Origin of the sequence: Hyphobacterium sp. (genome assembly GCF_965229905.1) — a bacterium.
In the GTDB taxonomy this organism is placed as follows: domain Bacteria; phylum Pseudomonadota; class Alphaproteobacteria; order Caulobacterales; family Maricaulaceae; genus Hyphobacterium.
The window spans coordinates 560,151-586,166 of the sequence record NZ_OZ245930.1 but is presented as its reverse complement, the minus strand read 5'-3'; the positions used below and the strand labels follow the sequence as shown (position 1 = coordinate 586,166).

Annotated in this window: 30 protein-coding genes and 1 tRNA gene; 16 read left to right on the top strand and 15 right to left on the bottom strand. The window is 61.7% G+C overall.

The features are described from left to right. Nucleotides 1-4 precede the first annotated feature (4 nt). Both ACO08C_RS02970 and ACO08C_RS02965 read left to right on the top strand, forming a co-directional pair. Nucleotides 5-460, top strand: a complete 456-nt coding sequence (locus ACO08C_RS02970; RefSeq protein WP_421787405.1) for a MarR family winged helix-turn-helix transcriptional regulator — start codon at nucleotides 5-7, stop codon at nucleotides 458-460. Between the two features lie 610 nt (nucleotides 461-1,070). Further along, a complete protein-coding gene (locus ACO08C_RS02965; protein ID WP_421787404.1) occupies nucleotides 1,071-1,589 on the top strand; it encodes a hypothetical protein in 519 nt (172 codons plus the stop codon). Between the two features lie 15 nt (nucleotides 1,590-1,604). Here the strand turns inward: ACO08C_RS02965 and ACO08C_RS02960 are convergent, their stop codons facing one another. The 5 genes from ACO08C_RS02960 to ACO08C_RS02940 form a co-directional block, all read right to left on the bottom strand. Next, entirely contained in the window at nucleotides 1,605-2,057 is a 453-nt protein-coding gene (locus ACO08C_RS02960) for a MaoC family dehydratase (protein WP_421787402.1), read from the bottom strand. A 17-nt stretch (nucleotides 2,058-2,074) separates the two neighbouring features. Next, entirely contained in the window at nucleotides 2,075-2,962 is an 888-nt protein-coding gene (locus ACO08C_RS02955) for a branched-chain amino acid transaminase (RefSeq protein ID WP_421788644.1), read from the bottom strand. A 190-nt stretch (nucleotides 2,963-3,152) separates the two neighbouring features. Next, nucleotides 3,153-3,683, bottom strand: a complete 531-nt coding sequence (gene ppa, locus ACO08C_RS02950; protein ID WP_421787400.1) for an inorganic diphosphatase — start codon at nucleotides 3,681-3,683, stop codon at nucleotides 3,153-3,155. A 49-nt stretch (nucleotides 3,684-3,732) separates the two neighbouring features. Continuing rightward, a complete protein-coding gene (locus tag ACO08C_RS02945; protein ID WP_421787398.1) occupies nucleotides 3,733-4,188 on the bottom strand; it encodes a choice-of-anchor V domain-containing protein in 456 nt (151 codons plus the stop codon). Next, the gene (locus tag ACO08C_RS02940) at nucleotides 4,185-5,210 is read right to left on the bottom strand and encodes a virginiamycin B lyase family protein (protein ID WP_421787396.1); all 1,026 of its coding nucleotides are present in this window, start codon (nucleotides 5,208-5,210) and stop codon (nucleotides 4,185-4,187) included. Before ACO08C_RS02940 ends, ACO08C_RS02945 begins: the two co-directional genes overlap by 4 nt. A 116-nt stretch (nucleotides 5,211-5,326) precedes the next feature. On the opposite strand from ACO08C_RS02940, the gene ACO08C_RS02935 reads away from it, so the two are divergent. Beyond that, nucleotides 5,327-7,801, top strand: a complete 2,475-nt coding sequence (locus tag ACO08C_RS02935) for a zinc-dependent metalloprotease (protein WP_421787394.1) — start codon at nucleotides 5,327-5,329, stop codon at nucleotides 7,799-7,801. Between the two features lie 74 nt (nucleotides 7,802-7,875). On the opposite strand, the gene ACO08C_RS02930 is transcribed toward ACO08C_RS02935, so the two are convergent. Together ACO08C_RS02930 and ACO08C_RS02925 are read right to left on the bottom strand one after the other, a co-directional pair. Next, the gene (locus ACO08C_RS02930; RefSeq protein ID WP_421787392.1) at nucleotides 7,876-8,070 is read right to left on the bottom strand and encodes a lipopolysaccharide assembly protein LapA domain-containing protein; all 195 of its coding nucleotides are present in this window, start codon (nucleotides 8,068-8,070) and stop codon (nucleotides 7,876-7,878) included. A 766-nt stretch (nucleotides 8,071-8,836) separates the two neighbouring features. Beyond that, nucleotides 8,837-8,912 (bottom strand) — tRNA-Lys (locus ACO08C_RS02925). Nucleotides 8,913-9,056: 144 nt separating this feature from the next. Between ACO08C_RS02925 and ACO08C_RS02920 the strand changes: the two genes are divergently transcribed. Continuing rightward, nucleotides 9,057-9,371, top strand: coding sequence for an Hpt domain-containing protein (locus tag ACO08C_RS02920; protein WP_421787390.1), 315 nt, complete (start codon nucleotides 9,057-9,059; stop codon nucleotides 9,369-9,371). On the opposite strand, the gene ACO08C_RS02915 is transcribed toward ACO08C_RS02920, so the two are convergent. Then, nucleotides 9,368-9,640, bottom strand: coding sequence for a chorismate mutase (locus ACO08C_RS02915; protein ID WP_421788642.1), 273 nt, complete (start codon nucleotides 9,638-9,640; stop codon nucleotides 9,368-9,370). The genes ACO08C_RS02920 and ACO08C_RS02915 overlap by 4 nt on opposite strands. A 160-nt stretch (nucleotides 9,641-9,800) precedes the next feature. Between ACO08C_RS02915 and ACO08C_RS02910 the strand changes: the two genes are divergently transcribed. After that, nucleotides 9,801-10,421 carry a glutathione S-transferase family protein gene (locus ACO08C_RS02910; protein ID WP_421787388.1) on the top strand — a complete coding sequence of 207 codons (621 nt, stop codon included), beginning with the start codon at nucleotides 9,801-9,803 and terminating at the stop codon, nucleotides 10,419-10,421. Here ACO08C_RS02910 and ACO08C_RS02905 read toward each other — a convergent pair. The 3 genes from ACO08C_RS02905 to ACO08C_RS02895 form a co-directional block, all read right to left on the bottom strand. Next, the gene (locus ACO08C_RS02905; protein WP_421787386.1) at nucleotides 10,418-11,593 is read right to left on the bottom strand and encodes a vWA domain-containing protein; all 1,176 of its coding nucleotides are present in this window, start codon (nucleotides 11,591-11,593) and stop codon (nucleotides 10,418-10,420) included. The genes ACO08C_RS02910 and ACO08C_RS02905 overlap by 4 nt on opposite strands. Beyond that, entirely contained in the window at nucleotides 11,593-11,955 is a 363-nt protein-coding gene (locus tag ACO08C_RS02900) for a bleomycin resistance protein (protein WP_421787384.1), read from the bottom strand. Before ACO08C_RS02900 ends, ACO08C_RS02905 begins: the two co-directional genes overlap by 1 nt. Nucleotides 11,956-12,027: 72 nt before the next feature. Beyond that, entirely contained in the window at nucleotides 12,028-12,657 is a 630-nt protein-coding gene (locus tag ACO08C_RS02895) for a CatB-related O-acetyltransferase (protein WP_421787382.1), read from the bottom strand. 53 nt (nucleotides 12,658-12,710) lie between these two features. Between ACO08C_RS02895 and ACO08C_RS02890 the strand changes: the two genes are divergently transcribed. The 5 genes from ACO08C_RS02890 to ACO08C_RS02870 all read left to right on the top strand — a co-directional run bounded on the left by ACO08C_RS02890 (nucleotide 12,711) and on the right by ACO08C_RS02870 (nucleotide 16,466). After that, nucleotides 12,711-13,322: a hypothetical protein gene (locus ACO08C_RS02890; protein WP_421787380.1), complete on the top strand. Its 612-nt coding sequence runs from the start codon at nucleotides 12,711-12,713 to the stop codon at nucleotides 13,320-13,322. A gap of 403 nt (nucleotides 13,323-13,725) precedes the next feature. Then, nucleotides 13,726-14,649 (top strand): hydrogen peroxide-inducible genes activator, encoded by a 924-nt coding sequence (locus ACO08C_RS02885; protein ID WP_421787378.1) that lies wholly within the window; start codon nucleotides 13,726-13,728, stop codon nucleotides 14,647-14,649. Between the two features lie 73 nt (nucleotides 14,650-14,722). Continuing rightward, nucleotides 14,723-15,634: a helix-turn-helix domain-containing protein gene (locus ACO08C_RS02880; RefSeq protein ID WP_421787376.1), complete on the top strand. Its 912-nt coding sequence runs from the start codon at nucleotides 14,723-14,725 to the stop codon at nucleotides 15,632-15,634. Nucleotides 15,635-15,884: 250 nt separating this feature from the next. Next, on the top strand, nucleotides 15,885-16,100 hold the full coding sequence (locus ACO08C_RS02875) for a type II toxin-antitoxin system RelE family toxin (RefSeq protein ID WP_421787374.1): 216 nt from the start codon (nucleotides 15,885-15,887) through the stop codon (nucleotides 16,098-16,100). Between the two features lie 9 nt (nucleotides 16,101-16,109). Next, nucleotides 16,110-16,466, top strand: coding sequence for a helix-turn-helix transcriptional regulator (locus ACO08C_RS02870; RefSeq protein ID WP_421787372.1), 357 nt, complete (start codon nucleotides 16,110-16,112; stop codon nucleotides 16,464-16,466). Nucleotides 16,467-16,510: 44 nt separating this feature from the next. On the opposite strand, the gene ACO08C_RS02865 is transcribed toward ACO08C_RS02870, so the two are convergent. Both ACO08C_RS02865 and ACO08C_RS02860 read right to left on the bottom strand, forming a co-directional pair. Next, nucleotides 16,511-17,083, bottom strand: a complete 573-nt coding sequence (locus ACO08C_RS02865) for a hypothetical protein (protein WP_421787370.1) — start codon at nucleotides 17,081-17,083, stop codon at nucleotides 16,511-16,513. After that, a complete protein-coding gene (locus ACO08C_RS02860; RefSeq protein WP_421787368.1) occupies nucleotides 17,055-17,942 on the bottom strand; it encodes an AAA family ATPase in 888 nt (295 codons plus the stop codon). Before ACO08C_RS02860 ends, ACO08C_RS02865 begins: the two co-directional genes overlap by 29 nt. A 173-nt stretch (nucleotides 17,943-18,115) precedes the next feature. Between ACO08C_RS02860 and ACO08C_RS02855 the strand changes: the two genes are divergently transcribed. Next, nucleotides 18,116-19,687 carry a phytoene desaturase family protein gene (locus tag ACO08C_RS02855; RefSeq protein WP_421787366.1) on the top strand — a complete coding sequence of 524 codons (1,572 nt, stop codon included), beginning with the start codon at nucleotides 18,116-18,118 and terminating at the stop codon, nucleotides 19,685-19,687. Here the strand turns inward: ACO08C_RS02855 and ACO08C_RS02850 are convergent, their stop codons facing one another. Then, entirely contained in the window at nucleotides 19,688-21,490 is a 1,803-nt protein-coding gene (locus ACO08C_RS02850) for a tetratricopeptide repeat protein (RefSeq protein WP_421787364.1), read from the bottom strand. A gap of 106 nt (nucleotides 21,491-21,596) precedes the next feature. On the opposite strand from ACO08C_RS02850, the gene ACO08C_RS02845 reads away from it, so the two are divergent. After that, nucleotides 21,597-22,331: an SDR family NAD(P)-dependent oxidoreductase gene (locus tag ACO08C_RS02845; RefSeq protein WP_421787363.1), complete on the top strand. Its 735-nt coding sequence runs from the start codon at nucleotides 21,597-21,599 to the stop codon at nucleotides 22,329-22,331. A 12-nt stretch (nucleotides 22,332-22,343) separates the two neighbouring features. On the opposite strand, the gene ACO08C_RS02840 is transcribed toward ACO08C_RS02845, so the two are convergent. Continuing rightward, nucleotides 22,344-23,261, bottom strand: a complete 918-nt coding sequence (locus tag ACO08C_RS02840; protein WP_421787361.1) for a LysR family transcriptional regulator — start codon at nucleotides 23,259-23,261, stop codon at nucleotides 22,344-22,346. A 140-nt stretch (nucleotides 23,262-23,401) separates the two neighbouring features. Here ACO08C_RS02840 and ACO08C_RS02835 point away from each other — a divergent pair, with 140 nt between their 5' ends. The 4 genes from ACO08C_RS02835 (at nucleotide 23,402) to ACO08C_RS02820 (ending at nucleotide 25,890) form a co-directional block, all read left to right on the top strand. Continuing rightward, the gene (locus ACO08C_RS02835; RefSeq protein ID WP_421787360.1) at nucleotides 23,402-23,929 is read left to right on the top strand and encodes a phosphoribosyl-AMP cyclohydrolase; all 528 of its coding nucleotides are present in this window, start codon (nucleotides 23,402-23,404) and stop codon (nucleotides 23,927-23,929) included. Nucleotides 23,930-24,079: 150 nt separating this feature from the next. Further along, the gene (gene flbT, locus ACO08C_RS02830; RefSeq protein ID WP_421787358.1) at nucleotides 24,080-24,475 is read left to right on the top strand and encodes a flagellar biosynthesis repressor FlbT; all 396 of its coding nucleotides are present in this window, start codon (nucleotides 24,080-24,082) and stop codon (nucleotides 24,473-24,475) included. Beyond that, nucleotides 24,465-24,833 carry a flagellar biosynthesis regulator FlaF gene (flaF, locus tag ACO08C_RS02825; protein ID WP_421787357.1) on the top strand — a complete coding sequence of 123 codons (369 nt, stop codon included), beginning with the start codon at nucleotides 24,465-24,467 and terminating at the stop codon, nucleotides 24,831-24,833. The genes flbT and flaF overlap by 11 nt, the downstream gene beginning before the upstream one ends. A 223-nt stretch (nucleotides 24,834-25,056) precedes the next feature. Continuing rightward, nucleotides 25,057-25,890: a flagellin gene (locus ACO08C_RS02820; RefSeq protein ID WP_421787355.1), complete on the top strand. Its 834-nt coding sequence runs from the start codon at nucleotides 25,057-25,059 to the stop codon at nucleotides 25,888-25,890. Nucleotides 25,891-26,016 lie beyond the last annotated feature (126 nt).

The window sequence follows — 26,016 nt, the reverse complement described above, 5'->3', positions numbered from 1 at the left end:
GACCATGCCGCGCGACGCCGCGCTCCGGCTCGACGCCTATCTGCCCTACCGCCTGTCGGTCGCGTCCAATCGCGCTAGCCGCTGGGTGGCGCGGGCCTATGAAGACCGCTTCGGGCTTTCGATCTGGCAATGGCGGGTGATCGCTGTCCTGGGCGGGGCCGACCGCTTGACCGCCCAGGATCTGGCCACCGCCACGGCCATGGACAAGGTGACGGTATCTCGCGCTGTCGGAGCCCTCATCGACCGCGGTTTCGTCAGCCGCGAACGGCATCAGAGTGATGGCCGTTCCGCGCTCGTCGCCCTGACTGAAGCCGGCCGCCGCGTCTATGACGAGATTGCGCCGGTTGCCTTGAAGCATGAGGCCGATCTGCTCGACGGGTTTTCCCGCGAGGATATCGAAAGGCTGACGGAGCTTCTTACCCGCCTGGAAAAACGCGCCGAGGATCTGGCGGGCGGCTGAACCGCCATCGCGTTCCCTCCCCTTGATGGGGAGGGTCGGCGATCCATCAGGATCGGCGGGGTGGGGTGAGACGCCAGCGCGGGACAAGCCTGCGGATCTTCAAACGTCATCCCGGCTTTCGCGGGGGATGACGTGGATTGGTTGGCAGAAAATAGGTATCCCCTCCCCACGAGGGGGAGGGGAAAGACGCTCTCCCGGATCTAAGCGTCGCCAAACGGCCGAGCCCGACTCCGCCTTACAATCCATGCTGGCCAGTCTTTCGCGCCGGATTTTCAGGTCAAGGGTGAAACCGCGCAGCGGCGCGTACGCGCCCTTGACCTGAAATCCCGGCGCCGAAAAAAATTCCGGCAAGGGCTGAAGGTCCAATAGTGTGCGCGGCAACAAGTATCGCCGGGAAGAAGTCCTTTTGGGTTGTTCGTCGTATTGCCCCCCCCCCCCCCCCAAACCCTCCCCACAGGGGGGGGGGATTTGTTCGACCGTTGCAGTAATTTTATCCGTCATCCCGTAGACACTCAAAAGCGCTGCCAAATTCACATTGCAAACTATAATTGCATATCAACGCAATCCGGGAGATGCTTGCCTCACCTAGTAAGCTTTGGAGTTGGCGGCTATGCGCGGATTAGATGGTGTTGCTCTTGCCGCAGTTGCGAGCGTTTTAGTGTCCGATTTTGCGTTGGCATTTTGGCAGCCAAACCCAAGCCAAAAGCAATCCGAACGAACAGCGATGTTCATGGAATCGGCTTACCCTGGCGGGCTGGAGCTCCTCGCGAACTATCAAAGCGCCCTGAATGACTGTGATATCCAACTGTTCACACAAACCGTAAACGATAACGCTTGGCTCATCGGATTTCCAAAGGAATACGGACACGATTTCTTTGGCAATCGATTGTTTTTCGAAGAGCTTTGCAATTCAGGCGCATCGTTTGACGTCGAAATTTCTCCGCCCTCCGGCACGTTTTGGGAGGACGGTTATGTTCTATTGACCCGAGTCGTAGGCGAACGCGCTAATTCCGATGGTGACGTCACTCCGATCGACGAAGTTATTTCGCTCGTTGTCAGAGAAAATGAGGATGGCGGCCGACAAATCGTGCATTCTCACAGCTCGCCTCTGCCTATAACCGACGATTGACCGTTTTGAGGCGGCCTAGCCCGCCACAATAAACAGCGTCAGCCAGTGGGCGCGGATCGCCGGAGCGTCCTGATCCTCGACTTCGGCCGTCACATCCCAGTGCGACAGCCATTGCCCGGGTTTGCGCTGTTCGATCTTCGAAAGCCGGAAATTGGCGCGGATCCGCTTGCCCACGGGCACCGGGGCGGCAAAGCGTAACTTCTCGAATCCGTAATTGACCGGGATCGAGCCGGGCGGCAGATCGGGCAGGCAAGTGGCGCCCAGATGCGAGAGCATGGACAGCGTGAAATAGCCGTGCGCGATCGTGCCGCCGAACGGCGTTTCGGCTTTCGAGCGCGCAACATCGACATGAATGAAATTGTGGTCGTGGGTCAGGTCAGCAAACTGGTTCACGCGGTCCTGGGTCATCTCGAACCAGTCCGAGGTGAAGGTTTCGCCTTCCTTGGAAAGATAGTCCTCGACCGTCATGATTTTCTCCCTATGCCTTATACATGCCTTAGCCAGTCACGTGTGTCCGCCGTCTTGCCGCTGAACAGGCCGAAAAACGCGTCCTGCACCGAGCGCGTGATGGGATAATCCCCCGTCCCGACATGAATGTGATCGACGCGTTTGATTGGCGTAATCTCGGCGGCGGTGCCGGTGAAGAAAATCTCGTCCGCCGTATACAGGGCTTCGCGCGGCAGCGGCTGTTCGACCACGTCATGGCCCATGTCGGCGAGCAATTTGATCGCGGTATCGCGCGTAATGCCCTTCAGGATCGACGCCGCGCCGGGCGGTGTGCGGATCACCCCGTCCTCGACCAGGAACAAATTCTCGCCCGATCCTTCCGACAACAGCCCGTCATGGCCAAGCCCGATACCCTCTGCCACACCGCGGTCCTTGGCTTCATAGCCGATCAGCATGGAAGACAGGTAATTGCCGCCGGCCTTCATGCCCGGCGGCACGGTGTTCGGGGCCAGCCGGTTCCAACTCGAAACGGCGACATCGACACCCTTTTCCAGCGCGTCCGGACCGAGATAGGTTCCCCACGGAAAAGCCGCGATGATCAGATGGATGGGCGTGTCTTGCGCTGTCACGCCAACCGACCCGGCGCCGCGGAAGGCCAGCGGACGAATATAGCCCGCCGTCAAGCCGTTCTTGCGCACCGCGTCACAGCACGCTTGGCAAACTGTCTCAAGGTCGAATGGAATGCCGATCCGGTACACGCGGGCGGACCGGTAAAGCCGCGCGATATGATCCTCAAGCCGGAAAATCGCCGGCCCGTCCGGCGTGTCGTAGACGCGGAGGCCTTCGAAGACGGACGAGCCGTAATGCAGGGCATGGCTCATCACATGAACCGTGCAGTCCTCCCAGTGGCGCAAATCGCCGTCCATCCAGATGTAATCGGCTTTTTGCAAACCGCGTCCTCCCGCCGTGTTGAGATTCCGGGATACGATATTCTGTCGCCAAGGGGGAGAGACTTTCCCCTTGGCAAGCAGCAGCTTCCGGTCACACGGCCGTAACGAGCATTTTTGCCGCGCTGATTGAGTTGGCGGCCATCTCCGCGATGAACGCCTTGCCGGACTAGGTCTTCTTTGCCGCTTCGATCGCTTTGGCGATCAGGTTGCGCGCCGTGTCTGCACCTTCCCAGCCCTTCACCTTCACCCATTTGTTGGGTTCGAGATCCTTGTAATGCTCGAAGAAATGCGTGATGCGCGCGAGCTGCGCCGGCAGGATGTCGGAATAATCCGTCACTTCGTCATAATAGGGCGTCAGCTTGGGGTGCGGCGCGGCAAGGATCTTCTCGTCCAGCCCGCTCTCGTCTTCCATGAGCAGCACGCCGATCGGGCGCGAGCGCACCACGCTGCCGGGCATCAGCGTGGTCGAGCCGAGGCACAGAACGTCGATCGGGTCGCCATCGTCGGACAGGGTATGCGGGATGAAGCCGTAATTGCACGGATAGCGCATCGGTGTATGCAGGAAACGGTCGACGAAGACCGCCCCCGACGTCTTGTCCATCTCGTATTTCACCGGATCGCCGCCCAGCGGGACTTCCACGATCATATTGAAATCATCCGGCGGGTTCACGCCGATGGAGATGGCATCGATATTCATGTCGGCTCTTCGTGTCTTGCGAGGCGCGCGGCATAGCGCCGGATGCGCGTCAGGGCAAGCTCTCGAACGTGTTCAAGAGCACGCGGTCGCCCAGGGCGCTGGCATCGTCATTCGCATCGATCGCCGCAAGCCAGAAACGGACCGGCTCACGCGCATTGCCGGCGATCCAGACCACCGGCCAGCTTCCCTGCGGCCGGGTGGAACGAACGGCCGCGCCCTCGGCTTCGCTCGCAGAAGACCCGGCTTCGAAGCGGCCATGACTGGCGGCCAGCTGATAGCCATTGACCGCGCCAGAATCCGCCAGTTCCACGCTGATTTCGTATCGCTCGCCGGGCACAAAGCGGTCCGGCAGCCCGTCCAGCGACAAGCGCGGCGATCCGTCTTCCGGTGCGTTGTCCCAGTGACATCCGGCGCAAGTGTCGGTCTGCGGTGCGCCGGCATGACCCCAGGGAGCACCGTCCGGAAAAGCGCCGGCCGTCAGCAACAGGGCAATCGGCGCAATCATTCCGCTGGCATCACGACCGCCCGGCCGATCGTATTGGTATCGGCGCCGAACCAGATCTCGCCCGTGGGCGCGAAAAACTGCATGTGGCGCAGTGTGCCGCCGCCGGACGGAACCGGGGTCTGCGAGAAGAAGCTCTCGGTGGCCGGATCGAAGCCGACGAAATTATTGGGTTCCACGCCGGTCTCGACGAACCAGATCCGGTTTTGCGCATCGACCGCCATGCCATAAGGGCGGCTGTTCTCGGCCGACGGCGCGCGCCATTCCTGCACGCCATTCGTCTCCGGGTCGAAAGCCCCGATATAGCCGCCCGCATAATCGACATACCAGACATAGCCATTGTCGGTGACGCCGATGCGGCGCGGCCGGGCCTCGGCGCGCGGCAAGGTGATCTCGGCCAGTTGCAGCGTGTCCGGATGGATCGCTGCCAGCTTGTTGGTCCCCAACAGCACCACCCAGACGGTTCCGTTGCCATCGATCTCGATCCCGTAGGGCCGGGCGTTTTCGGTCGGCACATCAATCACGTCGAGCTCATTGGTTGCGACATTTAAACGGCCGATCCGGTTGGCCCCCTGGGCGGTGAACCAGAGATACTGGCCGCCCGCATCCATGATCAGCGTGTGCGGATCGCGCGGCACCCCGTTGGGCATGTCGATGCGCATGAATTGATTGCTCGCCGGAGTGTAGCGGCCGATATAGGCGTCGCGGTTTCCGGCGATCCACACATTTCCGTCCGCATCGACGATCTGGTTGTGCGGACCGGTCCCTTCGGGCAGGTCGAGCCGTCCGATCTCGCCGGTGCGCGGGTAGAGCCAGCCAAGATAATCATCGCGCTGACCGACAAACCAGATCCGCTCTCCGTCCGCGGTGAAAGGATCGCGCGGACGGGAATTTTCATACGGAATGGTCCATTCCTCGATCAGCACATCGTCGGCATCGCGATCGCCGGCATTGGTGAAATCCTGGGCCAGCGCCGGAGCGGCAAGCGCGGCGCAAAGGCCGGCGGTAAGGATGGCGGTCCGCATGAGCGTCTCCCTGGCTGGCGATGAAGCGACACTATCACAGCCTTCGTCGCGCGGCGCTATACCTGCGCGTGCCGTTCCGCTAGCGTCGCAGCGACGAGAATAAAGCGGGGAGCGGCATGAAAGCCTTGTTTATCAGCCTTCTGGTGGTGTCGTCGGCAGGCCTTGCCACGGCGCAGTACGAAGCCGTCAGCTATGATGACACGATTTCCGGCCTGGATTACCGGGACGGTTTCATGCCGCTTTATGTCGATGACGGCGATGGCCGCATTCTGGCCCGGCTGTCGGCTACGGACGACGGCGATTTCGGCCGCATGATCTACACCGCGCGGATGACCTCGGGCTTGGGCTCAAACCCGGTCGGGATCGACCGCGGCCTGGGCGGATCCTCGGAAATCCTGCGCTTCTTCCGCGTCAATGACCGCATTTTTGCGGAGTTCGAAAACACCCGCTATCGCGCCATCGGCGCTCCTGAGGAAGAGGCTGACGCGACACGCCAGTCCTTCGCCCGGTCCGTGGTCTGGAGCACGGATATCGTGGCCGAGGACGGCGACAATGTCCTGATCGATCTTTCCGGCTTCCTGACCCGCGATCCGGTCGACACGATCGGCTATCTCGCGAATGCCGGCGAGGGCAGCTATTCCATCGACGCCGACCGTTCCGCGCCGCTCACCGATGCCGCTCTGGTCTTCCCGCAGAATGTCGAAATCGATGCGCTGATCACCCTTGCAGGATCGCCGGAAGGCGGCGAAGTGCCGGCTGTCGCACCGGATGCCGACGCGATCACGCTAACGGTGCACCATTCCTTCGTGGCGCTGCCCGACGATGGCTACCGCATCCGTGAGGCGGACGAGCGCTCGGGCGCCATCCCGCTGGCAGTCTATGACATGGCTGCGCCGCTGGATCAGCCGATCCGCCGCCAGCTCGCGCTGCGCCACCGACTGGAACGCGTCGATCCTTCCGCCCCGTCCGGCCCGGTCGTTGAACCCATCGTATTTTATGTCGACCGCGGCACGCCGCCGGTCATCCGCGACGCTTTGATCGAAGGCGGCAATTGGTGGGCCGAGGCGTTCGAGGCGGCGGGCTTCGAGGACGCGTTTCGGGTCGAACTCCTGCCCGAGGGCGCTCACCCGCTGGACGTCCGTTACAACGCCATTCAATGGGTGCACCGCCAGACGCGAGGCTGGTCCATGGGCGGTTCGGTTGTCGATCCGCGCACCGGCGAGATCCTCAAGGGGCATGTCCGCCTGGGCAGCCAGCGCGTGCGCCAGGACAGGATGATTTTCGAGGGATTGCTGGGCCGCGACGGCACCGGGTCCGGCGCCGATGATGATCCGTTGGAACTGGCCCTGGACCGTGTGCGCCAGCTCTCCGCGCACGAGATCGGTCACACCATCGGCCTGTTGCACAATTTCACCGCCAGCGTGAACGACCGCGCCTCGGTGATGGATTATCCCGCGCCCTGGGTCACCATCACCGCCGACGGCCAGCTCGACGTTTCGCGCGCCTACGATACCGGCATCGGCGAATGGGACATTGCTGCGGTGCGCTGGCTGTACGCCCAGTTTGACGATCCGGCCGACGAGGCCGCCGGTCTCGAAGCTCTGCTCGCCGAACAGCGCGATCAGGGCCTGCTTTACATTTCCGACCGCCATGCCCGGGGCAATAATTCCGGCCATCCGCTGGCCAATCTCTGGGACAATGGTGCCAACCCGACCGACACGCTGATCGAGACCCTGGCCGTGCGCCGCATCGCATTGGACGGGTTCGGTCCGCACGTCATGCAGGACGGCTGGCCGCTGCCGGCAATCCGCGATGCGTTCCCGCCGATCTATCTCTATCACCGCTATCAGGTGGAGGCCGCAGCCTCGGCTCTGGGCGGCGTCATCTTCGCCTATGAAAACAGCGGGCCGGGCGCCGCCGGCGTCCGGCCCTATGACGCGGCCGAGCAGCGCCGCGCGCTCGAAGCGCTGGTCGCGACGCTCGATCCGGCGGTGCTAGACATTGACGACAATACGCTCGCTCTGCTCGCCCCGTCGCCCTACACGGATTACGACGCCATCGCGCAGCGCGAGCATTTCGAGAGCGATCAATACCCGGCCTTCAGCCGCCGGAATGCGGCCGCCGCTGCGGCCCGGCTCACACTGGGTGAAATGCTCTCGCCGGCGCGCCTGGCGCGCATGGCGGACCAGCGGGCCCGCGATCCCGGTCAGCTCTCGGTGGATGAGGTGCTGGGCACGCTCGACCGGGCCATCCTCAACGCCCCGCGCCGCGAAGCCCCGCGCCTCGCCGCCCTGCGTGAGGCGATCCAGACCGAATACGTGCTTCAGCTCATGCGGGTCGCCGCTTCGGACACGCCGGCCGCCGCCGCTCCGGCACGGGCCTGGCTGGAACGCCAGGCCGGGCAATGGTCGCGCACGGGCGGCCATGCGCATCGTGTCTGGCTAGCCCGCCAGATCGAGGCCGGCCTCGCGCGCATCGATGCGGGCGAGGAGCTCGACGTCCTGTCCACCGACATTCCGCCCGGCAGCCCGATCGGCGCCGCCGATTGCTGGCATTGCGATAGTGGTGAGTTGATGGGGGTGCAGGAGTAGGGGCGGTCAAACCGCTCAAGCAACGCCCGCCGGTTAATGAAGCGGGTGCGGACCTTGTCCGCATCCCCTAACGGTCAGCGTGTCAGGCTGTTCATGATCCAGCCGATCGCGATCCCGGTGATCAGGGTCAGGCCGATCACGACAATCCGGCGCGATTCGAACGTCCAGAACAGGACATCGACCTCGACGGTCGCCATGTTCTGAAAGGCAAACAGTGCCAGAAAAGCGCCAAGCGCAACGGCCAGCCAGAACCGGATTGTTTTCATCATCACCATAGCTCCTTCCTGTCCGGGTCATCATCCTAACCAGAAGGGCGTAGGCGCGTCGCGGCGCAATTTGTCGCTACCGGCGTTCTGTCTTCAATCGTCAGTCCGCGGGCAAGCGCGCCCGCCCGCAGCGTGAGCGGGGACCGACCGAACGAAGGTGAGGGTAGGCGGATGCAGTGACGCCGCAGCCCTGAGCGGGTTTCATGTGAGCCCGGCCTGTGCGCATTGGAAAAAGTCGAGATATCGAGATCCTCCGGTCAAGCCGGGGGAAGACGGAGATAAGGGCTGCTGTAACGCGTGGGTGTCCGAACCCGGCAGGGTTCGGCAAGCGCGACCGCGCGCCCGCAGCGTGTCCAGCTTGCCTGGACTATGCGAGGAGCGACCGAAAGAGGTGAGGGAATTCGGATGCAGCGACACCCCAGCCTTGAGCGCGATCCATCGAGACCCTCCGGTCAAGCCGGAGGAAGACGAATGCTTAGTTGAGCGTAGCACGCCCCCGAACCCGGCAGGGTTCGGCAAGCGCGACCGCGCGCCCGCAGCGTGTCCAGAGTGTCTGGACTAAGCGAGGAGCGACCGAAAGAGGTGAGGGAGCACAAGAAAATCCGTCCGCCTTCGCCAAAGGCTTCGGCGAGACATCCTTCACTCGAATTCGACGATTGGCTTGCCCAGCCGAAGCTCGCGAAGCGAGCGAAGGCCCCTGCCGGGGCATTCCGCATCTAAATTTGATCCCCCGGATCAAATTTTCTGCCTCCGGCAGACCGACTTGGAATGGTGCGCCCACAAGGATTCGAACCTTGGACCCGCTGATTAAGAGTCAGCTGCTCTACCAACTGAGCTATAGGCGCGCCGGCGGGGAAGAGGGCTCCCGCGGAAGGCGGCGGAACATACGCCTGATAATGACGAAATCAAGACAATTCAGGCCCGCCGCAACACATTCATAACCGCTATGCGCTAGACGTGATTGTCCCCAATCCGTTCGGGAGGCTGGCATGATTTTCGACCGCGATCATCTGGCGCGTTACACGGCGGGCGATGCTGCGCTCGAAGCCGAGCTTGTCGGCCTGTTGCGCGAACAGGCCGAGCGCTGCTTGTCGGCTATGGCCGCGGCCAGCGATCCCAATGCCTGGAAAGCCGCGGCACACACGCTGAAAGGTGCGGCGCGCGGCGTCGGCGCCTTTGCGCTGGGCGAAGCCTGCCAGCGCGCTGAAGAGGCCCCGCAAGCGGCCTGGCCGGTGGCGGTTGTCGAAGTCCGACGCGCCGCGGATACGGCTTTCGCCGAGATCGAGACCGCGCTGTCGCGCTAGGACCGCATTGCGTCCCAGACCTCGAATTCATAGGCAATAGACGCCTCCACCAGTGTTTCCCACACCGGCTCGGCGATCGACAGCGTCAGGTCTGCCGCTTCCGCTTGCGCCTTCACCTTGTTCAGCACGTCCTGCTTACGCCCTTCATCGCGCACCGCCGCGCGGTCGGGTTTGATGCGGGCTGCCGCTTCCATATAGCCCGTGCGGATGGCGATCAGGCGCACCAGCTCGCGGTCGATCGCATCAACGCCGGCGCGCACTTCCTGCATATCGGTGCAGGTTTCGGGTGTCTTGATATCGGGATCGTTCACGGCAATGTCGCTCGCTTTTGGAAGGTCTTCCTTCTATGGCGTCGATGGCGGCCCGCCAAGCCTGTGGCCTGCGGCCCGGTGCCGCGTTAACATCGCCGCGCCGAACAAGGAGACCGATATGCCCCGCGTCACGCTCTATGGCGACTGTTCCAGCGGCAATTGCCTGAAGACCCGCTGGGTCGCCGATCATCTGGGGATCGATTATGACTGGCGCGAGGTCGATGTCTGGTCGGGCTATACGCGGACCGAGGAATTCCTCGCCATCAATCCGGCCGGGCAGGTGCCATGCCTGGTGCGCGGGGATGGGCGCGTGCTGGCCCAATCCAACGCCATACTCCTGTATCTCGCCGAAGGCTCCGACCTCATTCCGGCGGATGCTTTCGACCGCGCGAAGATGATGGAATGGATGTTCTGGGAACAATACAGCCACGAACCGGCCATCGCCGTGCGCCGCGCCCAGAAGAGATTCATGAACGTGCCGGAAGAGGATATCGACCCGATGCTGATGCAGAAGGGTCGGCGCGCCCTGGGCGTCATGGAAATGCGCCTGATGGCCCGCGAATTCCTGCTCGGCGAGACGATGTCGCTCGCCGATGTGGCGTTGGTGGCGTACACACGCGTCGCGCATGAGGGCGGCTTCGATCTGGAAGATTTTCCGGCCGTCCGCGCCTGGATCCACCGCGTCGAGCGCGAACTCGGCATCGGTTCGGCGGCGGAAGAGGAAATGGAAATGGCTTAGCGCCCGAGCTCCTTCATGGCGTTATCGACGCCTTCCAGGGTCAGCGGGAACATGCGGTGCGGGCCGATAATGTCCTGCACCAGCCGGATGGAATAGGCGTGCTGCCACCATTTCTCCGGCTCCGGATTGAGCCAGACGAGGTCGGGATAGTGCTCCGCGAGGCGATTGAGCCAGACCGCCCCGGCCTCCTCATTCCAGCCCTCGACCGAGCCACCGGCATGCGTGATCTCATAGGGCGCCATCGAGGCATCGCCGACGATCACGATCTTCCAGTCGCGCCCGTATTTGTGCAGCACGTCCATCGTCGGCACGGTTTCCGACCGGCGCCGCAAATTCGACTTCCAAACCCCGTCATAGACGCAATTGTGGAAGTAGTAATATTCGAGATTCTTGAAGGTCGAGCGGGCGGCGGAGAACAGCTCCTCGCAGGATTTCACATACGGATCCATCGAGCCGCCGACATCGAACAGGGCCAGCACCTTGATCGCATTGCGCCGCTCGGGGCGCATCTTCACGTCCAGCCAGCCTTGCCGCGCCGTGGCATCGATCGTGTTCTTCAGATCGAACTCTTCCTGGGCGCTGTCGCGCGAAAACTTGCGCAGACGCCGCAGCGCGACTTTCAGATTGCGGGTGCCCAGCTCCCTGTCGCCGTCGAGATCCTTATAGCGCCGCTGTTCCCAGACCTTGGCGCCTTTCTTGTGCCGCGACTTCCCGCCGATCCGCACACCCGAAGGATTATAGCCGCCATGGCCGAAGGGCGAGGTGCCGCCGGTACCGATCCACTTCGATCCGCCCTCATGGCGGCCGTCCTGTTCCTCCAGGCGTTGTTTCAACGTCTCCATCAACTCTTCGAATGAGAGCGCTTCGAGCGCGTCCATCTCCTCCGGAGTCAGCAGCTTTTCCATCGCCTGACGCAGCCATTCCGCCGGAATGTCCTCGGTCTGGAACAATATGTTCAGGGCTTCGACGCCCTTGAAGACATGGCCGAACACCGCATCGAACTTGTCGTAATTCCGCTCGTCCTTGACCAGCGCCGCCCGGCTGACCGAGTAGAAATGATCGATCTCCGGGCGCACCGCGCCCCTATCCAGCGCCTCCAGCAAGGTCAGGTATTCCCGAGTCGTCACGGGAATTTTCGCGGCGCGCAGATGGGTGAAAAACTGGTGGAGCATCACGCCCTTTCAAGGTTCTGCCCGAAGGTAGCCAGAACCCCGAACGGATCAAGCACGGCAAACTCGCGATAGCCCCACGGCTTGGTCTCGATATCACTGTTGGGATGGATGCAGCCCGCCGATTTCGCCAGGGCATGGAAACCGTCGACATCGTCCACATCGAGCCGGCAGGACGTCCATTCGCACACCTCCTTGCGGTCGGTGTGAAAGTAATAGAGCTCCATCGCGTCGCGCTGCACGCCGCCGAACTTGCCGTCCTCGTAGAGCCAGGTCTGGCAACCGAAACCGTCTTCCCAGAATTTCAGGCTGGCGGGCACGTCCAGCGATGGCAGGACCGGCTTCGCATAAAGAATTTTCGGCATGATCTCCCCCGTTTATGACCCGCCCGAAACCTAGCGGAGCCGCGCATGGGGTCATGTGAATTCGGGGACAGGTCAGTCGGCGAACCCCTCCAGCGCTCCCACATCCTGCTGCATCAACGCCTCCGCCGCCGCCGCGATGCGCTCGACCGGCCAGTCCCACCAGGCGATCGCCAGCATCCGCGCGATATCACCCTCCGGCAGGCGATACTTCACCACTTTCGCCGGATTACCGGCCACGATGGCATAGGGCGGCACGTCCGACGCGACGACCGCTTTCGTGGCGATGATGGCGCCATGACCGACGCTGACGCCCGGCAGGATCGTCGCGTCCCAGCCGATCCACACATCATGGCCTATCGTGATGCCACCCTTGTTCGGCCACGGGCCGGGATCGGGCGCACCGAACGCCTCGCCGAAGATCGGGAAGGGATAAGTCGACAAACGGTCGGCGAAATGATTGCCGCCATTGAGCACAAAGCTCGCCCCGTGCGCGATCGAGCAGAACTTCCCGATCACCAGCCGGTCGTCGATGAAGTCAAAGGCGTACTTGATATTGTCCGCGAAGGCTTCCGGATCATCGAAGGAATGGAAATAGGAATAATCCCCGGCCTCGGCCTTGGGATGGTCTTCCAGCAACGGCTTCAGGAAGACGATGGAGGGCGCGGCTTCAACAGGGTGCAAGAGGTCGGGGGGGAGGGACATGGCAGCTTACAATGTTTGAGGCGAACAACTTGTCAGTGTAGTGTACGGGCTGAATGAGCGAAACTCACTACAAACACGTCACGGTATTCGAGAACAAGTATCGGTTAGCCAAGCTTCGTGGTTTCAGAACGAAGGTCACGGATTATTTCGACAATGTTGAGCACAATTGGCGGGTCGACGACCCGATTGAAAACGATCACGCTAGCGCACTCAGACCAGCTTTGAACGAAGACCTGCTGCATGTCGGCGACATTGTTCGAGCTGCAGACGTGCAAACAACTATGCAACAATTGCCCGCGCCGGCCATCGGAGGCTATCGACTTTCCTTCGATTTGTTTCGAGATTTGTTGCGCCTACGCTCTTTCGAGCTAACCGAGCAAGCAACATTGGACGCTATGGATCGAGCAATTGGTCGATATCAGAACGACCAAATATATGCGTGGGTACGAACATTTAATCCGTTGTGGTGGCTTTGGCGGCTGCTGAATATCGTCGTGAGTTTACCGTTTGCACTCGCCGAGTTGTCAGGATTCGAACGCGAGCGGTTTGAACAGTCGGTATCCGGAAAACTAGTTCGATTGATCAGTTGGCTTGTAACCACGGCAGCTTTGATACTAGGCGCGGCAGTCAGCGTAGTGACGCTCATTGATCGATATACGATGTAAGCACCTAAGCGGAGCCACCTCTTGTCATGAAAAAGGGGCCGCAACTCACGAGGGACAGGGGGAGGTGAGTTGCGGCCCCGCGACAGCCCCCTTGGGGTCAGGCAGGATGGGCTGTTTTCAGACGGCGCGTCAGACGCCAAGACCCGGATAGGCGAGGTCCTGGTTACGGTACCTGCGGCGTTGACGCAGGCGGCGGGGGAGGCCGCCCGGGGTGGCCAGGCTGCGCGTCACCGCGCGGGGGTTAAGCTCGAGATCCGCTTGTTTTTTCTTGGGAGCGGATGAACGGCCAAACATTGTCTTGTTCCTTTCTGTTTCAATCGACGAGACCGATATGAGGCTTGGACCTAATTTTATCAAATCGAATTATATTGACATATAGTTCGGAAAAACCGAATTATGATCCATGGCCCAACCGACCCTCCGCCAGCTCTCCGCACTGGTTGCGATCGCCGATACCGGCTTGTTCAAGACCGCCGCCGAAAAACTCCATGTCAGCCAGCCCGCGCTGAGCGAACAGATCAGCCAGCTGGAATACCGGCTGGGGGCGACGCTGATCGAGCGCGACCGCCGCGGCGCGCGCTTGACGCCGGTCGGCGGCGAGATCGCAGCCCGCGCCCGCAACATCCTGCAAAGCGTCTCCGAGCTGGGCGATGTGGTCCGCTCCGGACAGGCCAATCTCGGCGGATTGATTCGGCTCGGCGCGCTGCCGACGCTGGGCCCGTATCTGATGCCGCACATCGTGCCGGTTCTGCACGGCCGCTATCCCGATCTCCGGCTTTATGTGCGGGAGGCCTGGTCCGGCGCGCTGGAAGACGGCGTGCTGGCGGGCACGCATGACTGCGCGTTGACAGCCGGACCCGTTCAATCCGATGCGCTGCATGTCGAGTTTCTGTTCGAGGAGGACCTGCTGCTGGGCGTGGCGCGCGATGATCCGCTCGCTCAGCGCAGTGAAATACCCGGCCGGGCGATCGCCGGGCGCAACATGCTGACGCTTGAGGACGGGCACCGCCTGACCGATCAGATGAAGGCCATCGCTACCGCGGCCGGAGCGCACCTGCTTGACGATTACCAGGGCACCAGCCTGGACGGCTTGCGCCAGATGGTCGGCATGGGCATGGGGCTGTCGGTCTTTCCACGTTTCTATGAGCGCAGCGAAATCCGTAACGACCAGGCGGTGGTCGGCCGCAAGCTGAAACTGGCCGGCACGACCCGCCCGATCTGCCTGATCTGGCGCAAGGGCAGCCCGCGCGCCGGCGATTTTGCGGCACTGGGCGAGATGATCGGCGACAAGGCTGTGGCGCTGCTGGCGGAAGACAATGCCGACTGAAAGCACCGTGCGCCGCAAGAAACGTCAAGAACACAAGGCAAAATTCGCGTAAGAGACGGTTATGGATACCGGAATGCCTGTCCTTGGTGCCTTGCGGGCGCTTGCGCTTTGTCCGGAAGACGATCACCGGCTCGATCGTCTGGCGCAGCGGTTCGGACAATCGAAATTCCACCTTCAGCGGAAATTTGCACGCCAGGCCGGGGAGAGCCCTAAACAGTTTGCAAGGCGGCTGCGGATCGAGCGCGCGGCGGTCGCGCTGGCATCCGGAAATGGCAGCATCCTGACGGTCGCGCTGGATACCGGGTTTGCGAGCCATGAGTCCTTCACGCGCGCCTTTCGAAGCCTGATCGGTTGCACGCCGCGGGAGTATCGGGCCCGCTGTAAATCCGCGAAGGGTGCGTCGCAGACCAGCATCTCGGGCGATTTGGTGCGGGCGGTCGGTCCGTGCCTGCGCCTGTACCAGACGAATTTCCGAACGGAACAGGAAAGGTCATTTATGCCCACTTCCGAGATCGCGCTCGCGACCATCGAGCGTCAGCCCATCCTCTTTATCCGGCGCCGCGTCGCCCGCACGCAATTGCAGCCGCTCTTTGCCGAGTGCTTTCCGAAGATATTTCAGCATTGCATCCGGTCCGGCATTGCCGTCGCCGGACAGCCGGTGGCGCGGTACATATCCGTCGGTCAGGGGTTGTGGACCGTCGACTGCGCGATTCCTGTGTCCGAGGACGCTCCTCCGGAAGGCGAGATCGAAGCCGGTGAATTGCGCGCCGGTCCGGCCGCGATCGCGACGCATTCCGGCGATTACGGGTCGCTGGGCGAGACCCATGCCGCGATCGAGACCTGGATCGAGGCCAACGGTCTGAGAAGCGATGGCCCGCCATGGGAAAGCTATGTCACGTCACCTGCCGAAGTTGCCAGGGTTGCAGATTGGCGCACCGAAGTGGTCTGGCCATTGGCGGACACTGGCGGCGGAAGCAAGCCATGAACAGCCCCGCAGAATACCGCCGCTGACCTGGGCGCTATTCCTGGCCCTGTTCGTCCTCCACGTGCTGGTCGCCTACCGCCACCTTTCGAACTGAAGCTCGTCCCGCGAAACAGCTTCGGATCACAAGCCCACCATGCTTGCGGACCATCCACACGCGCATTCATGGTTTTAGCAATTAGCTTGCAAAATATTAGCTATATGCTAATATGCGATCGTGAAGGACGTGCGCTATTCCAGATCGGCGCTTAAAATGCTTCGGCGGATGCCGCGCCCTGAAGCCGAACGCATTATGGGCAAGATCGATCAGTTCGCAGCCGACCCAAAAAGTCTCGCGAACAATATCCGCAGGCTGAAGGGCAGCGCTTTTATCCGCCTGCGAGTCGGCGACTGGCGCGTCATCATGGACGATCAGGGCCGGATATTGGCCGTGCTCAAGATCGGGGCGCGCGGCGGGGTGTACGAATAGGAGGCGATCATGCAGACGATCAAAACACCCGATGGCGGCACAATGGTGATGATGCCGCTTGAGGAGTACGAGGCGCTGGTCGACGCCGCCGACCTCGCCGCGGCAAAAAGCATCCAGGCGCGTATCGCGTCGGGCGAAGAGGAGGCCGTCCCGGCGGACATTGCGCGCCGCCTGGTTGCGGGCGGCAATCCGGTCCGTGTCTGGCGGGAATACCGGGATCTGACAGCGGCGGAGCTGGCGCGGCGCGCCGGGGTAAGCCGGGCCTATATGAGTCAGATCGAAACCGGTAACCGGACGCCGGGTTTGGCAGCGCTCAAGCGTCTCGCCCGTGCGCTGAATGTCGATCTCGACGATCTGACGGACTAGCGAAGCTGCATCGCTACGGTTTTCTACTGATCGGCAACCAGCGCCTATTCACTGTTATCGGTCAATCGGCGGCATCTCTGACTATAGGCGACACGGTAGGGCTGGCCGAAACAATTGATCAGGCCGTCCAATACCGGCCTGTTTGGCGCATTCACACTCGGCATCTCTGCCCTTGCCTGTGTGAGTCCAGACCAATCGTCTTCAAGAAACGCAATGGTGCCAGTGACATACGCATTCCACGCGACGATTGCATCAGACGATGATTGAGGCGAGACATAGGCAAGTCGGAATTGTCGCAAAGCATCCGCGGTTTCATCTGCAAACGCGAATAGCTGTCCGGCATGCCAGTGCAGGAGATAGCTCCGCTCCAACCCTTCTTCGTCACTCAGATCGATATAATCCAGTATCAGCTCGGCTGCTGGAATCCGGCAATGACCGCCGCGTGACGAAACGAGTCGCCAACCTGAATCGTCGTATAGATCAAATCGGTCTTCCGCGAGCTGCAGCAGACTTTCGCGCTCGCTTGCGCTTTCGAAGCATTCGGATTGGGCGCTCGCTTGAAGAAGAAAAACGAGTGCCGCAAGCATATTAAGCCACCGGCCCGGCCGGTCCGCCACTAGGCCCCTGCGGGCCGCGCTGCTGGCGCCGGTGCATGAAGGCCAGCTTTTCGAACAGCATCACGTCCTGCTCGTTTTTTAAGAGCGCGCCATGCAGGGGCGGGATCAGCTTGTTCGGGTCCTTCTCCGCAAGCAGCTCGGGATCGATGTCCTCGACCAGCAGCAGTTTCAGCCAGTCCAGCAACTCCGACGTCGACGGTTTCTTCTTCAGTCCCGGCACGTCGCGGATCTCGAAAAAGGTCTTCAGCGCCTGCGATAACAGCCGGCTCTTCAGATCGGGGAAGTGAACACCGACGATCGCCCGCATCGTCTCTTCGTCCGGGAAGGCGATGTAGTGGAAGAAGCAGCGGCGGAGGAAAGCGTCCGGCAATTCCTTCTCATTGTTCGAGGTGATGATGACGATCGGCCGCTGCTTGGCGCGGATCGTCTCGCCGGTCTCATAGACATGGAATTCCATCCGGTCGAGCTCCAGGAGAAGATCGTTCGGAAACTCGATATCGGCCTTGTCGATCTCGTCGATCAGCAGAACCGGCCGCTCATCGGCCGTGAACGCCTCCCACAACTTGCCGCGCCTGATGTAGTTCGAAATGTCGTTGAAGCGCTCATCGCCGAGCTGGCTGTCGCGCAGGCGCGAGACCGCATCATATTCATAGAGCCCCTGCTGCGCCTTGGTCGTCGATTTGACGTGCCATTCGATCAGAGTGGCACCCGTGGCCGAGGCGACCTGGCGCGCCAGCTCGGTCTTGCCGGTGCCGGGCTCCCCCTTGACCAGCAGCGGCCGCTCCAGCGCGATCGCGGCATTGACCGCGGCCTGCAATTCGCGGTCGGCAACATACTGGTCGGTCCCTTCAAAACGCATGATCGGCGGCTCCTTTGTTGATGCGGGAGCATAGGGCGGTGTCACCGAGCGTAAAGCGCGCCGAGCGTTGACGTATGCGTCAATTGGTCGGGCCGACGGGCGCGCCCGGGGCCGGTAATCTCGGATTGCGACGTGCGGATTGCCTTCAGGTTTTTCTGGAAGAGGAGAATGATGTGGCAAATTCCGAAGTCGGCGCTGAAGCGTCAAATTCCCCCGGCTGGGATGTGATCGTCATCGGCTCGGGCATGGGCGGCATGGCCGCCGCAGCGGCCTTGGCGCGGATCGGGCACAAAGTGCTGTTGCTTGAGCAGCATCAAACGCTCGGCGGCCTGACTCACAGCTTTTCCCGAAACGGATTCACCTGGGATGTCGGGGTGCACTATCTCAGCTCCATGTCGCCGGACGATAAGTTGCGGGAGTTGCTCGACTGGATCTGCGACACGCCAATGGACTTTGTGTCCCTGGGCTCGGTTTATGATATTTTGCACATCGGTTCGGCGCCGCCGCTGCCGCTGTCGCGGCCCTATGAGGCGCAGGACAGGGATCTGAAGGACCGCTTCCCCGACGAAACTGAAGCCATCACCGCCTGGACGCAGGCGCTGCGCGAAGGCCGGGAAACGGTCTACAAGACCTTTCCGACCCGGGCGATGCCGGAGCTTGCCGGCGACATTATCGACTGGTGGAACCGGCGCGCCATCGAGAAGTATTGCGCGCGGACGACACAGGAAGTCATCGACGATCTGACCGCCAATCCGGAGCTCGCCGCCGCGATGTCGGCCCAGTGGGGCGATCATGGCGGCCGGCCGGGCAAGGCCAGCTTTGGCATGCATGCCCTGATCGCAGGCGCCTATCTGATCTCGGGATCCTGGTATCCGGCCGGCGGCGCGGCGGCCTATGCCGAACACATTATTCCGACGATTTCCAAACAGGGCGGAAAGACCCGCGCCGGTGTCCGGGTCGAGAAGCTGATTATGGACAAAGGAAAAGTGGTCGGGGTCCGCACGAGCGACGGTGAAGAAATCCGCGCAAAGACCGTGATCTCCGATATCGGCGCGCGTGAGACCGTCGACCGGCTGCTGCCGGCGGATGCCGGCCATGACGAGTGGATCGCGGAGATCCGGGCGCTGCCGTCCAGCATCGCGCACTTCAACGTCTTCCTCGGATTTGAGGGGGATATCGAAGCCGCCGGCGCCACCAAGGCCAATCACTGGATTTTCCCGACCGGCGAAACCGATGTCGTCTGGACAGCGGCACCGGACGAGGCGCCGCCTCAAATGACCATCGGCTTCGGTTCGCTGAAGAATCCAGCCCATGATCCGGGGCCAAGACAGAAGCACACCGGACAGCTTATCGTGTGGGCTGACTGGTCGACGGTCGCGCAATGGGCAGACCGTCCGCCGGGCGCGCGCGGCGAAGACTATGCGGACTTCAAGCGACGTGCCGAAGCTACGCTGATGGCGATGTTCGCGCGCTACTATCCCGAACTCGCCAAGCTCGTTGTCTACCGCGAATTGTCCACGCCCCTGTCGACGGTCAGTTTCACGGGACACCGCGAAGGTGCCTTTTACGGTCTGGACGTGACACCGGAGCGCGTGATGTCGGACGCCTTGCGCGCGCAGACACCGGTGCCGGGTCTGTTTCTGGCCGGACAGGACGTTGTCAGCCCGGGCATTCCCGGGGCGCTCATGGGCGGTCTGCTAGCCGCGGCCAGTGTCGATCGCCGGGTTTTTCTGCACATGAGGTGATTACGCCGCCTTCTTGGCGGCCTTGGCCTCTTCCGCGAGCACATCGGCGATCGCCTTCACCGGCGTTTTCCAGTCGCCGAACGTCTCGGAATGGAAGAGCCGCGCGGTCGGATACCAGGGCAGGCCATCGCTGCCGAGCCGTGACCAGCCGCGCGCGGTCGGCGTTGCGACAAGCGCCGATCCGCCCACCGCGCACGCCAGGTTCACGGTGGCATTCATTGTGCCGACAACCACGTCCACCGCCTTGCCGAGCGCGGCCACGCCGTCGAGATCGTTTTTCAGATCGATATCCGGCGGCTGATGAATGGTGATACCGAAGTCTTTTTCGGCCCGCGCGATGTCTTCCTCGACATCGCCATATTGAAGATTGACGAGCGTCACCCCCTTGGTTTCCAGCACCGGGCGCCAATTGTCGAACGCCGAGAAATACTTCTGGCGCCGCGCGGTCATCTTCAGCGACTTCCACAACAGGCCGGCTTTGAGACCCGGCCCGAGGCTCGACAGCCAGTCCCGCCAGTGCGCGACCGTCGCTTCATCGGCTGTGAGGAAGCTCGCCGCGTCCGGGAAGCGGTCGAGCGACCCGCGGAAAGCCCGGGAGGCATTGCCCATCGGGAACCAGAAATCGACGGGGGTGCGGTCTTTCAGCAAGCTGTCGGCAATGCGCCAGTCGCGGCCTTCCAGACGGGCGGACGCGTGTGCATCGATCACCAGGTCGGGAAAGGACCGCCGGAACAGCGGGATCAGGCGCTTTTCGCAGGCGATGCGTATCTCGCCTTCGGGGCCGACAGCGTCAATGACATCGCGCGCGGCGTTCATGAACATAATCTCGTCGCCAAGACCCTGTTCGCCGACCATCACCACGGTCTTGGCGCGCAGCTCTCCGGGGTCTTCGCCATCCCACAGCGGCGCATCAATCTGGAACAGGGTGGCGTCCTTGTAATTCGGATCGAGCCGGATGGCATACTCGGCCCAGCCACGATCGAGATCGCCGAGGCCGAGATAGGACAGCGCCCGGCCATGACGCATCACGGCGACATCCTTTGGATTGGCGGCGAATTCGATAGCCCGCGTGAACGCGGTGATGGAGTCCTCGACATCGCCGACGAGATCATGCGCGTAGGCCAGATTATTCCAGGCGCGGCCGAACTCCGGATTGAGGCGAAGACTCTCCTGGTAAAAGGTGGCGGCCTGGACCGGATCGCCAGCCTCAATCAGCACGGTCCCCAGGGCATTCCACAGATCGAAATGATCCGGATGGGCATAAATCGTGGTGCGCAACAGGTCGATGGCATCATCGAAGCGTCCCTGGTCTCGCAACACGCCCGCCAGATTGATTGTGCCATCGGGATGGCCGGGGATCATTTGCAGGAAAACCCGCAGGAATTTTTCCGCCGCCGGCAGCATGTCGAGTTTCCAGGCCACCATCGCCAGCGACTGATAAATGTCGGGCGACTTCGTATCCTTCTCATAAGCCCGCTGGTAGAATTCCAGCGCCAGGGACAGCCGGCCGAGCTCTTCCAGGGCGACGCCCATCACATGGTTGGCGAGCGCGCTTTCCGGGTCCGCGTCCAGCGCTTTCATCGCCAGCTTCGCCGCCTGCGGGCCATGTCCTGAATGCGCCAGCTTGACCGCACGCCGCAGCATGTCGGCCAGCTTGCGCAGCTTTCGTCGTGCCGCGGGCGAGGCGTTGTCGATGGCTTTCCTGAAATCCGGTCCGCTGACAATCGGCGCTGCGTCGGCGAGGTCCCGCTTGGCCGCTTCTTCTGGCTGGGCGAGGAGGTCGTCGAGGGACAGATGGCTCATGCGTGCGGACTCCGGGCGTATGATCATCCGTGAGCAAGCGGTGCTTCGCTTGATGTCGCGTTAACGCGCGCTAGCTGGCACAGCGAAGCAATGCGGCAGATTCGACATGCTGAATAATCTCCCCGGCAACTACACCGCAGCGGTGTTCGGCGCGAGCGGCGGTATTGGCCGCGCTTTTGTCAAAGCGCTAAGCGAAGACGAGCGCTGTGCCGCGATTTTCGCCGGTGCACGCAACGCGATACCGGCCGCCGAAAAGGTGACGGGATTTGCATTTGACCTCGCTGAAGAGGATAGCATCGCGCAGGCCGCCAAAGGTCTGGATGAACGCGGCCCGGTCCATCTCGTGATTGTCGCAACAGGCGTTCTGCATGGCGAGAGTTTCGGTCCGGAGCGGTCCTGGCGAGAGCTCGACCCCGAAGTGATGGCGCGGGTGTTCGCGCTGAATGCCACCGGCCCGGCGCTGATCGCCAAACACTTGCTTGATCATCTGCCGCGTGATGAGACCGGCATTTTTGCAGCGCTTTCCGCCCGCGTGGGCTCAATCGGCGACAATCGCCTCGGCGGCTGGCACAGTTACCGGGCCTCGAAAGCGGCCCTCAACATGATGATCCGCAATTTTGCCATCGAGCTGGGCCGCAAGCGCAAACAGGCCATTTCCGTGGGATTGCACCCGGGAACGGTGGACACGCCGCTCTCGCAGCCGTTTCAGCGGAACGTCCCGGACGATAAGCTGTTTTCGCCGGAGAAGTCCGCCGCACACCTGCTCGGCGTGCTCGGAAACCTGTCGGCAAACGATAGCGGCTATAGCTATGCGTGGGACGGCAAACGAATTGAATGGTGAGACTGCGGGGCTTCAGATCTGGAACCGCGCGTCCCGTTCGGCACGGATCTGCATTTTCTCGGCAATCATCTCTTCGCCTAGCGATCGGAAGAATGCCGGGTCAGTGGCGTTGGGGCGCCAGTATAGAAAGACCGGGTGGATCGCATCGGGATGATCAATCCGGCGCACCTTGAAATTCGGGTCCCGGATCGCTTCGCCCAACGCATAGAGACTCGGCAGAATGGCAATACCGTCGCCACTAGCGGCCATCTGACGAATGGCGTCGAGACTGGCCCCGCGGTATTCGCTGCTCAGCGTTGCCCCGATCTCCCGTGCCAATTGTTCGACGACCCGTGTGAGGTAGAATTCCGGCGACAGCGTCAACAGCGGCCGTCCCGCAAGCGCGGACAGCGGGCTCGGCGTGTCGCTGTCCATAAGCGGATCGCCGGGAGCGCTGCAGAACCAGAGGGTTTCTTCAAACAGCGGCAGGCATTCCAGTCCGGTGGCATCGCTGATCGACGCGATCACAAAATCCAGCTCACCGGATCTCAGCCGGGCCAGCAATTCGCGCGACGGTCCCTCCACAAGCGAAATCCTGATATCGGGCTTGCGTGACTGCAGCCGCTCGCGCAGCCGCGGCATGAAATACGCGCCGATGGACGGCAGAACGCCAGCAAGAAAACGCGTGCTCGCGTCTCCCGCCAGCTTGCGGGCCAGTGAACGGAAAGACCGAGCCGCTGCCAGCGTGGTTTTGGCCTCTTTCAGAAGCGCAGATCCTTCCTGTGTCAGCGCCACTGACCGTGATGTCCGCCGGAACAAGGTAAGGCCCTGCTCGGCCTCAAGCACCGCAATTTGTTTGGACAGTCCCGGTTGCGAGATGTGCAGCGTTTGTGCGGCTGCGCCGAACGATCCGGTTTCGGCGACCGCAACAAAGTACTCCAGCTGTCTCAAGGTTGGGCGCATCGGGAACGGCCATCTGGATCCATTTCCTCAAGTTATAGGTTTCGGTCCAAATTTCCATTGGTAATGTTGCCGTCGCCTTCCTAATTGCGGCTCGTAATAACCCGCCGAAAACAAGAAGGACTTGTTCCATGAAAAAATCTCTCCTCTCCGCTCTCCTCGCGGGCTCGATCTTCGCGCCTGTGGCCTTTGCTAGCGAAGCCATCACGGCCGAGGAAGTCGCCGCCGCGCAGCAGGCTTGGGGTGAAGGCATTGTCGCTATTGGCGCCGCCTACACGGCAGACGAAGACTACGCTGCCGCCGCTACGGCCCACATCGAGCGCTTCTACGCTTATGGCTCGCACGACGTGCTGTTTAAGCCGACGCTGGCGTCCGACGATCAATTCCGCGGCGATTTCGACGAAGCCCTGTCCTATTTCGTGGGCGGTGAAATCGCGGAAGACAACGGTTTTGCCATCGCCCCGTACACGGCTGTGCGCTGGGAGAACGAAGGCACGATCATCGACGAAGATAGCGCCATGGCTATGGGGAATTACTTCTTCACGACCACCGAAGGTGACGAAGTGAAAGTCGAATACAGCTTCGGCTATGTTCGTGGCGACGATGGCGAGCTGAAGATCGTGCTCCACCACTCTTCGCTGCCTTACAGCGCCGACTAAAACCAAGCGCGATTGCGATTTGAAAGCTGTGCCGGGCATCGGAGACGATGTCCGGCACAGTCGTCTGAGGGGGCCGCAACGCTTTATTCACCCGGCCCTGCTTAAGTGATCTCGGGTCGGTGCGCAGCCGACGCATTCCGGGGAAGGCGTATGCCGCTCAAATTGTCGCTCAAGCCTGGCGAGAAATTCGTACTCAACGGGGCCGTGATGCAGAACGGCGACCGGCGGGCGACTCTCGTGCTCCAGAACAAAGCTTCCGTGCTGCGCGAAAAAGACATCATGCATGAGCATGAAGTCACCACGCCGGCCCGCCGCGTCTACTTTCCGATCATGGTCATGTATTTGTCCGATAAAACGGACGACAAAGCGTATGACGAATTCGTGCTGCGCATGACCGAATTCATGAACGCGATCTCGGCACCGGAAATGCTGCAGCATTGCGTCGCCATTTCGCGCGATGTCATGGCTGGCGAGTATTACAAGGCGCTGATCCGCTGCCGCAAACTCATTGCTTATGAAGACGAGAGGCTGAAGGGTGTCTCTTAACGCTTATCAGAATGCCGCCACGCGGGCCGAAGATCCGCGCAGCACGGAATACCGGTTATTTGCTCAGGTCACGCGCGCCTTGATCCAAGCCAATGACGCCGACGCGTTACAGATCAAGAAACGCTCGGCCGCGCTCGACTGGAATCGCCGCGTCTGGAGCGCCTTTGCGCTGGATTGCGCAGATGCCGGCAATCGTCTGCCCGAAGGACTGCGGGCCTCGATCATCTCGCTGTCGATATTCGTGTCGAAACAGTCGTCCGAGGTGATGCGCGAGGGCGGCGATATGGATATCCTGATCGAGATCAACCGCACCATCATGCAGGGCTTGCAGCCCCAGAGCGAGCCCGTCGCCAGCTAGGCCATTTCCGCCGACCCGGCAGTCTTTGCCCGCAAAATCCGTCCGGCGGCCGTTAGCCGCTGGATGTCGAGGCGTGAAACATCAATAAATTCAGCGACGAAGCCGGTCTGCGCTCCGTTGCGCCGTGGCGCATTTCTTGCGCCTTCGTGCGCAGGACAAAACGTCCTGGAGGCCCCCATAACGCGCGGGGCCATATCGCTTCCAGAACGGAGGAACCCCAACAATGACACTTTCTGTCAATACCAATGCGGGGGCGATGATCGCCCTCCAGAATCTGAACAAGACCAATATGCAACTTGAGGAGACCCAGTCGCGCATCAACACCGGCCTCGAAGTGGCCGGTGCGAAGGACAATGGCGGCATTTATGCCATTGCCCAGCGGATGCGGTCTCAGGTGAGCGGCTATGGGGCCGTCACCGATTCGATCAACCGCCTCATCTCGACCGTGGATGTGGCCTTGGCGGCAGGCGAGGCCATTTCCGACCTGCTCGTCGAGATGAAGGAAAAAGCACTCGCCGGAGCGGATACCTCGCTTGATACCGCATCCCGGACAGCCCTGAACGCTGATTTCACGGCTCTGCGGGATCAAATCAAGACGATCGTAACCAACGCCGAGTTCAACGGATCGAATTTGCTCAACAATTCAACGGCGCAGATGACCGCGCTGGCGAATGCTGACGGGTCGAACACGATCACGGTGCAGGACGAGAACCTCGTTCTGGGGGCGACCGGTGCGCTGATCACGATCGCGTCCAATGCGGCGTTCACAACGGCGACGCAGGCGGACAACATCGCCAGCCAGCTGGGCACCTCGCTCGATAACGTCAACGCAGCTCTGGCACGTCTGGGCACGGAATCGAAGGCCTTGGGAATTCACAAGACCTTCGTGACCAAGCTGACAGACGCGCTGGAAACCGGGATCGGAAATCTTGTCGACGCAGACCTGGCAAAAGAAAGCGCCCGGCTCCAGTCGCTGCAGGTCAAGCAGCAGCTGGGGATCCAGGCGTTGGGCATTGCCAATCAGCGCCCGCAAGCGATTCTATCCTTCTTCCAGTAGGAAGTTTTGGGGGCCGTCTTCCACCACAGGCGGCCCCATTTTTTTGAGTCATTTTAGGGATTTGAGAGCCCGGCAATTCTGGCCGGTCGGCAATTTATTCCGTCCGGTTGCAGCCTTGCCCGGCAC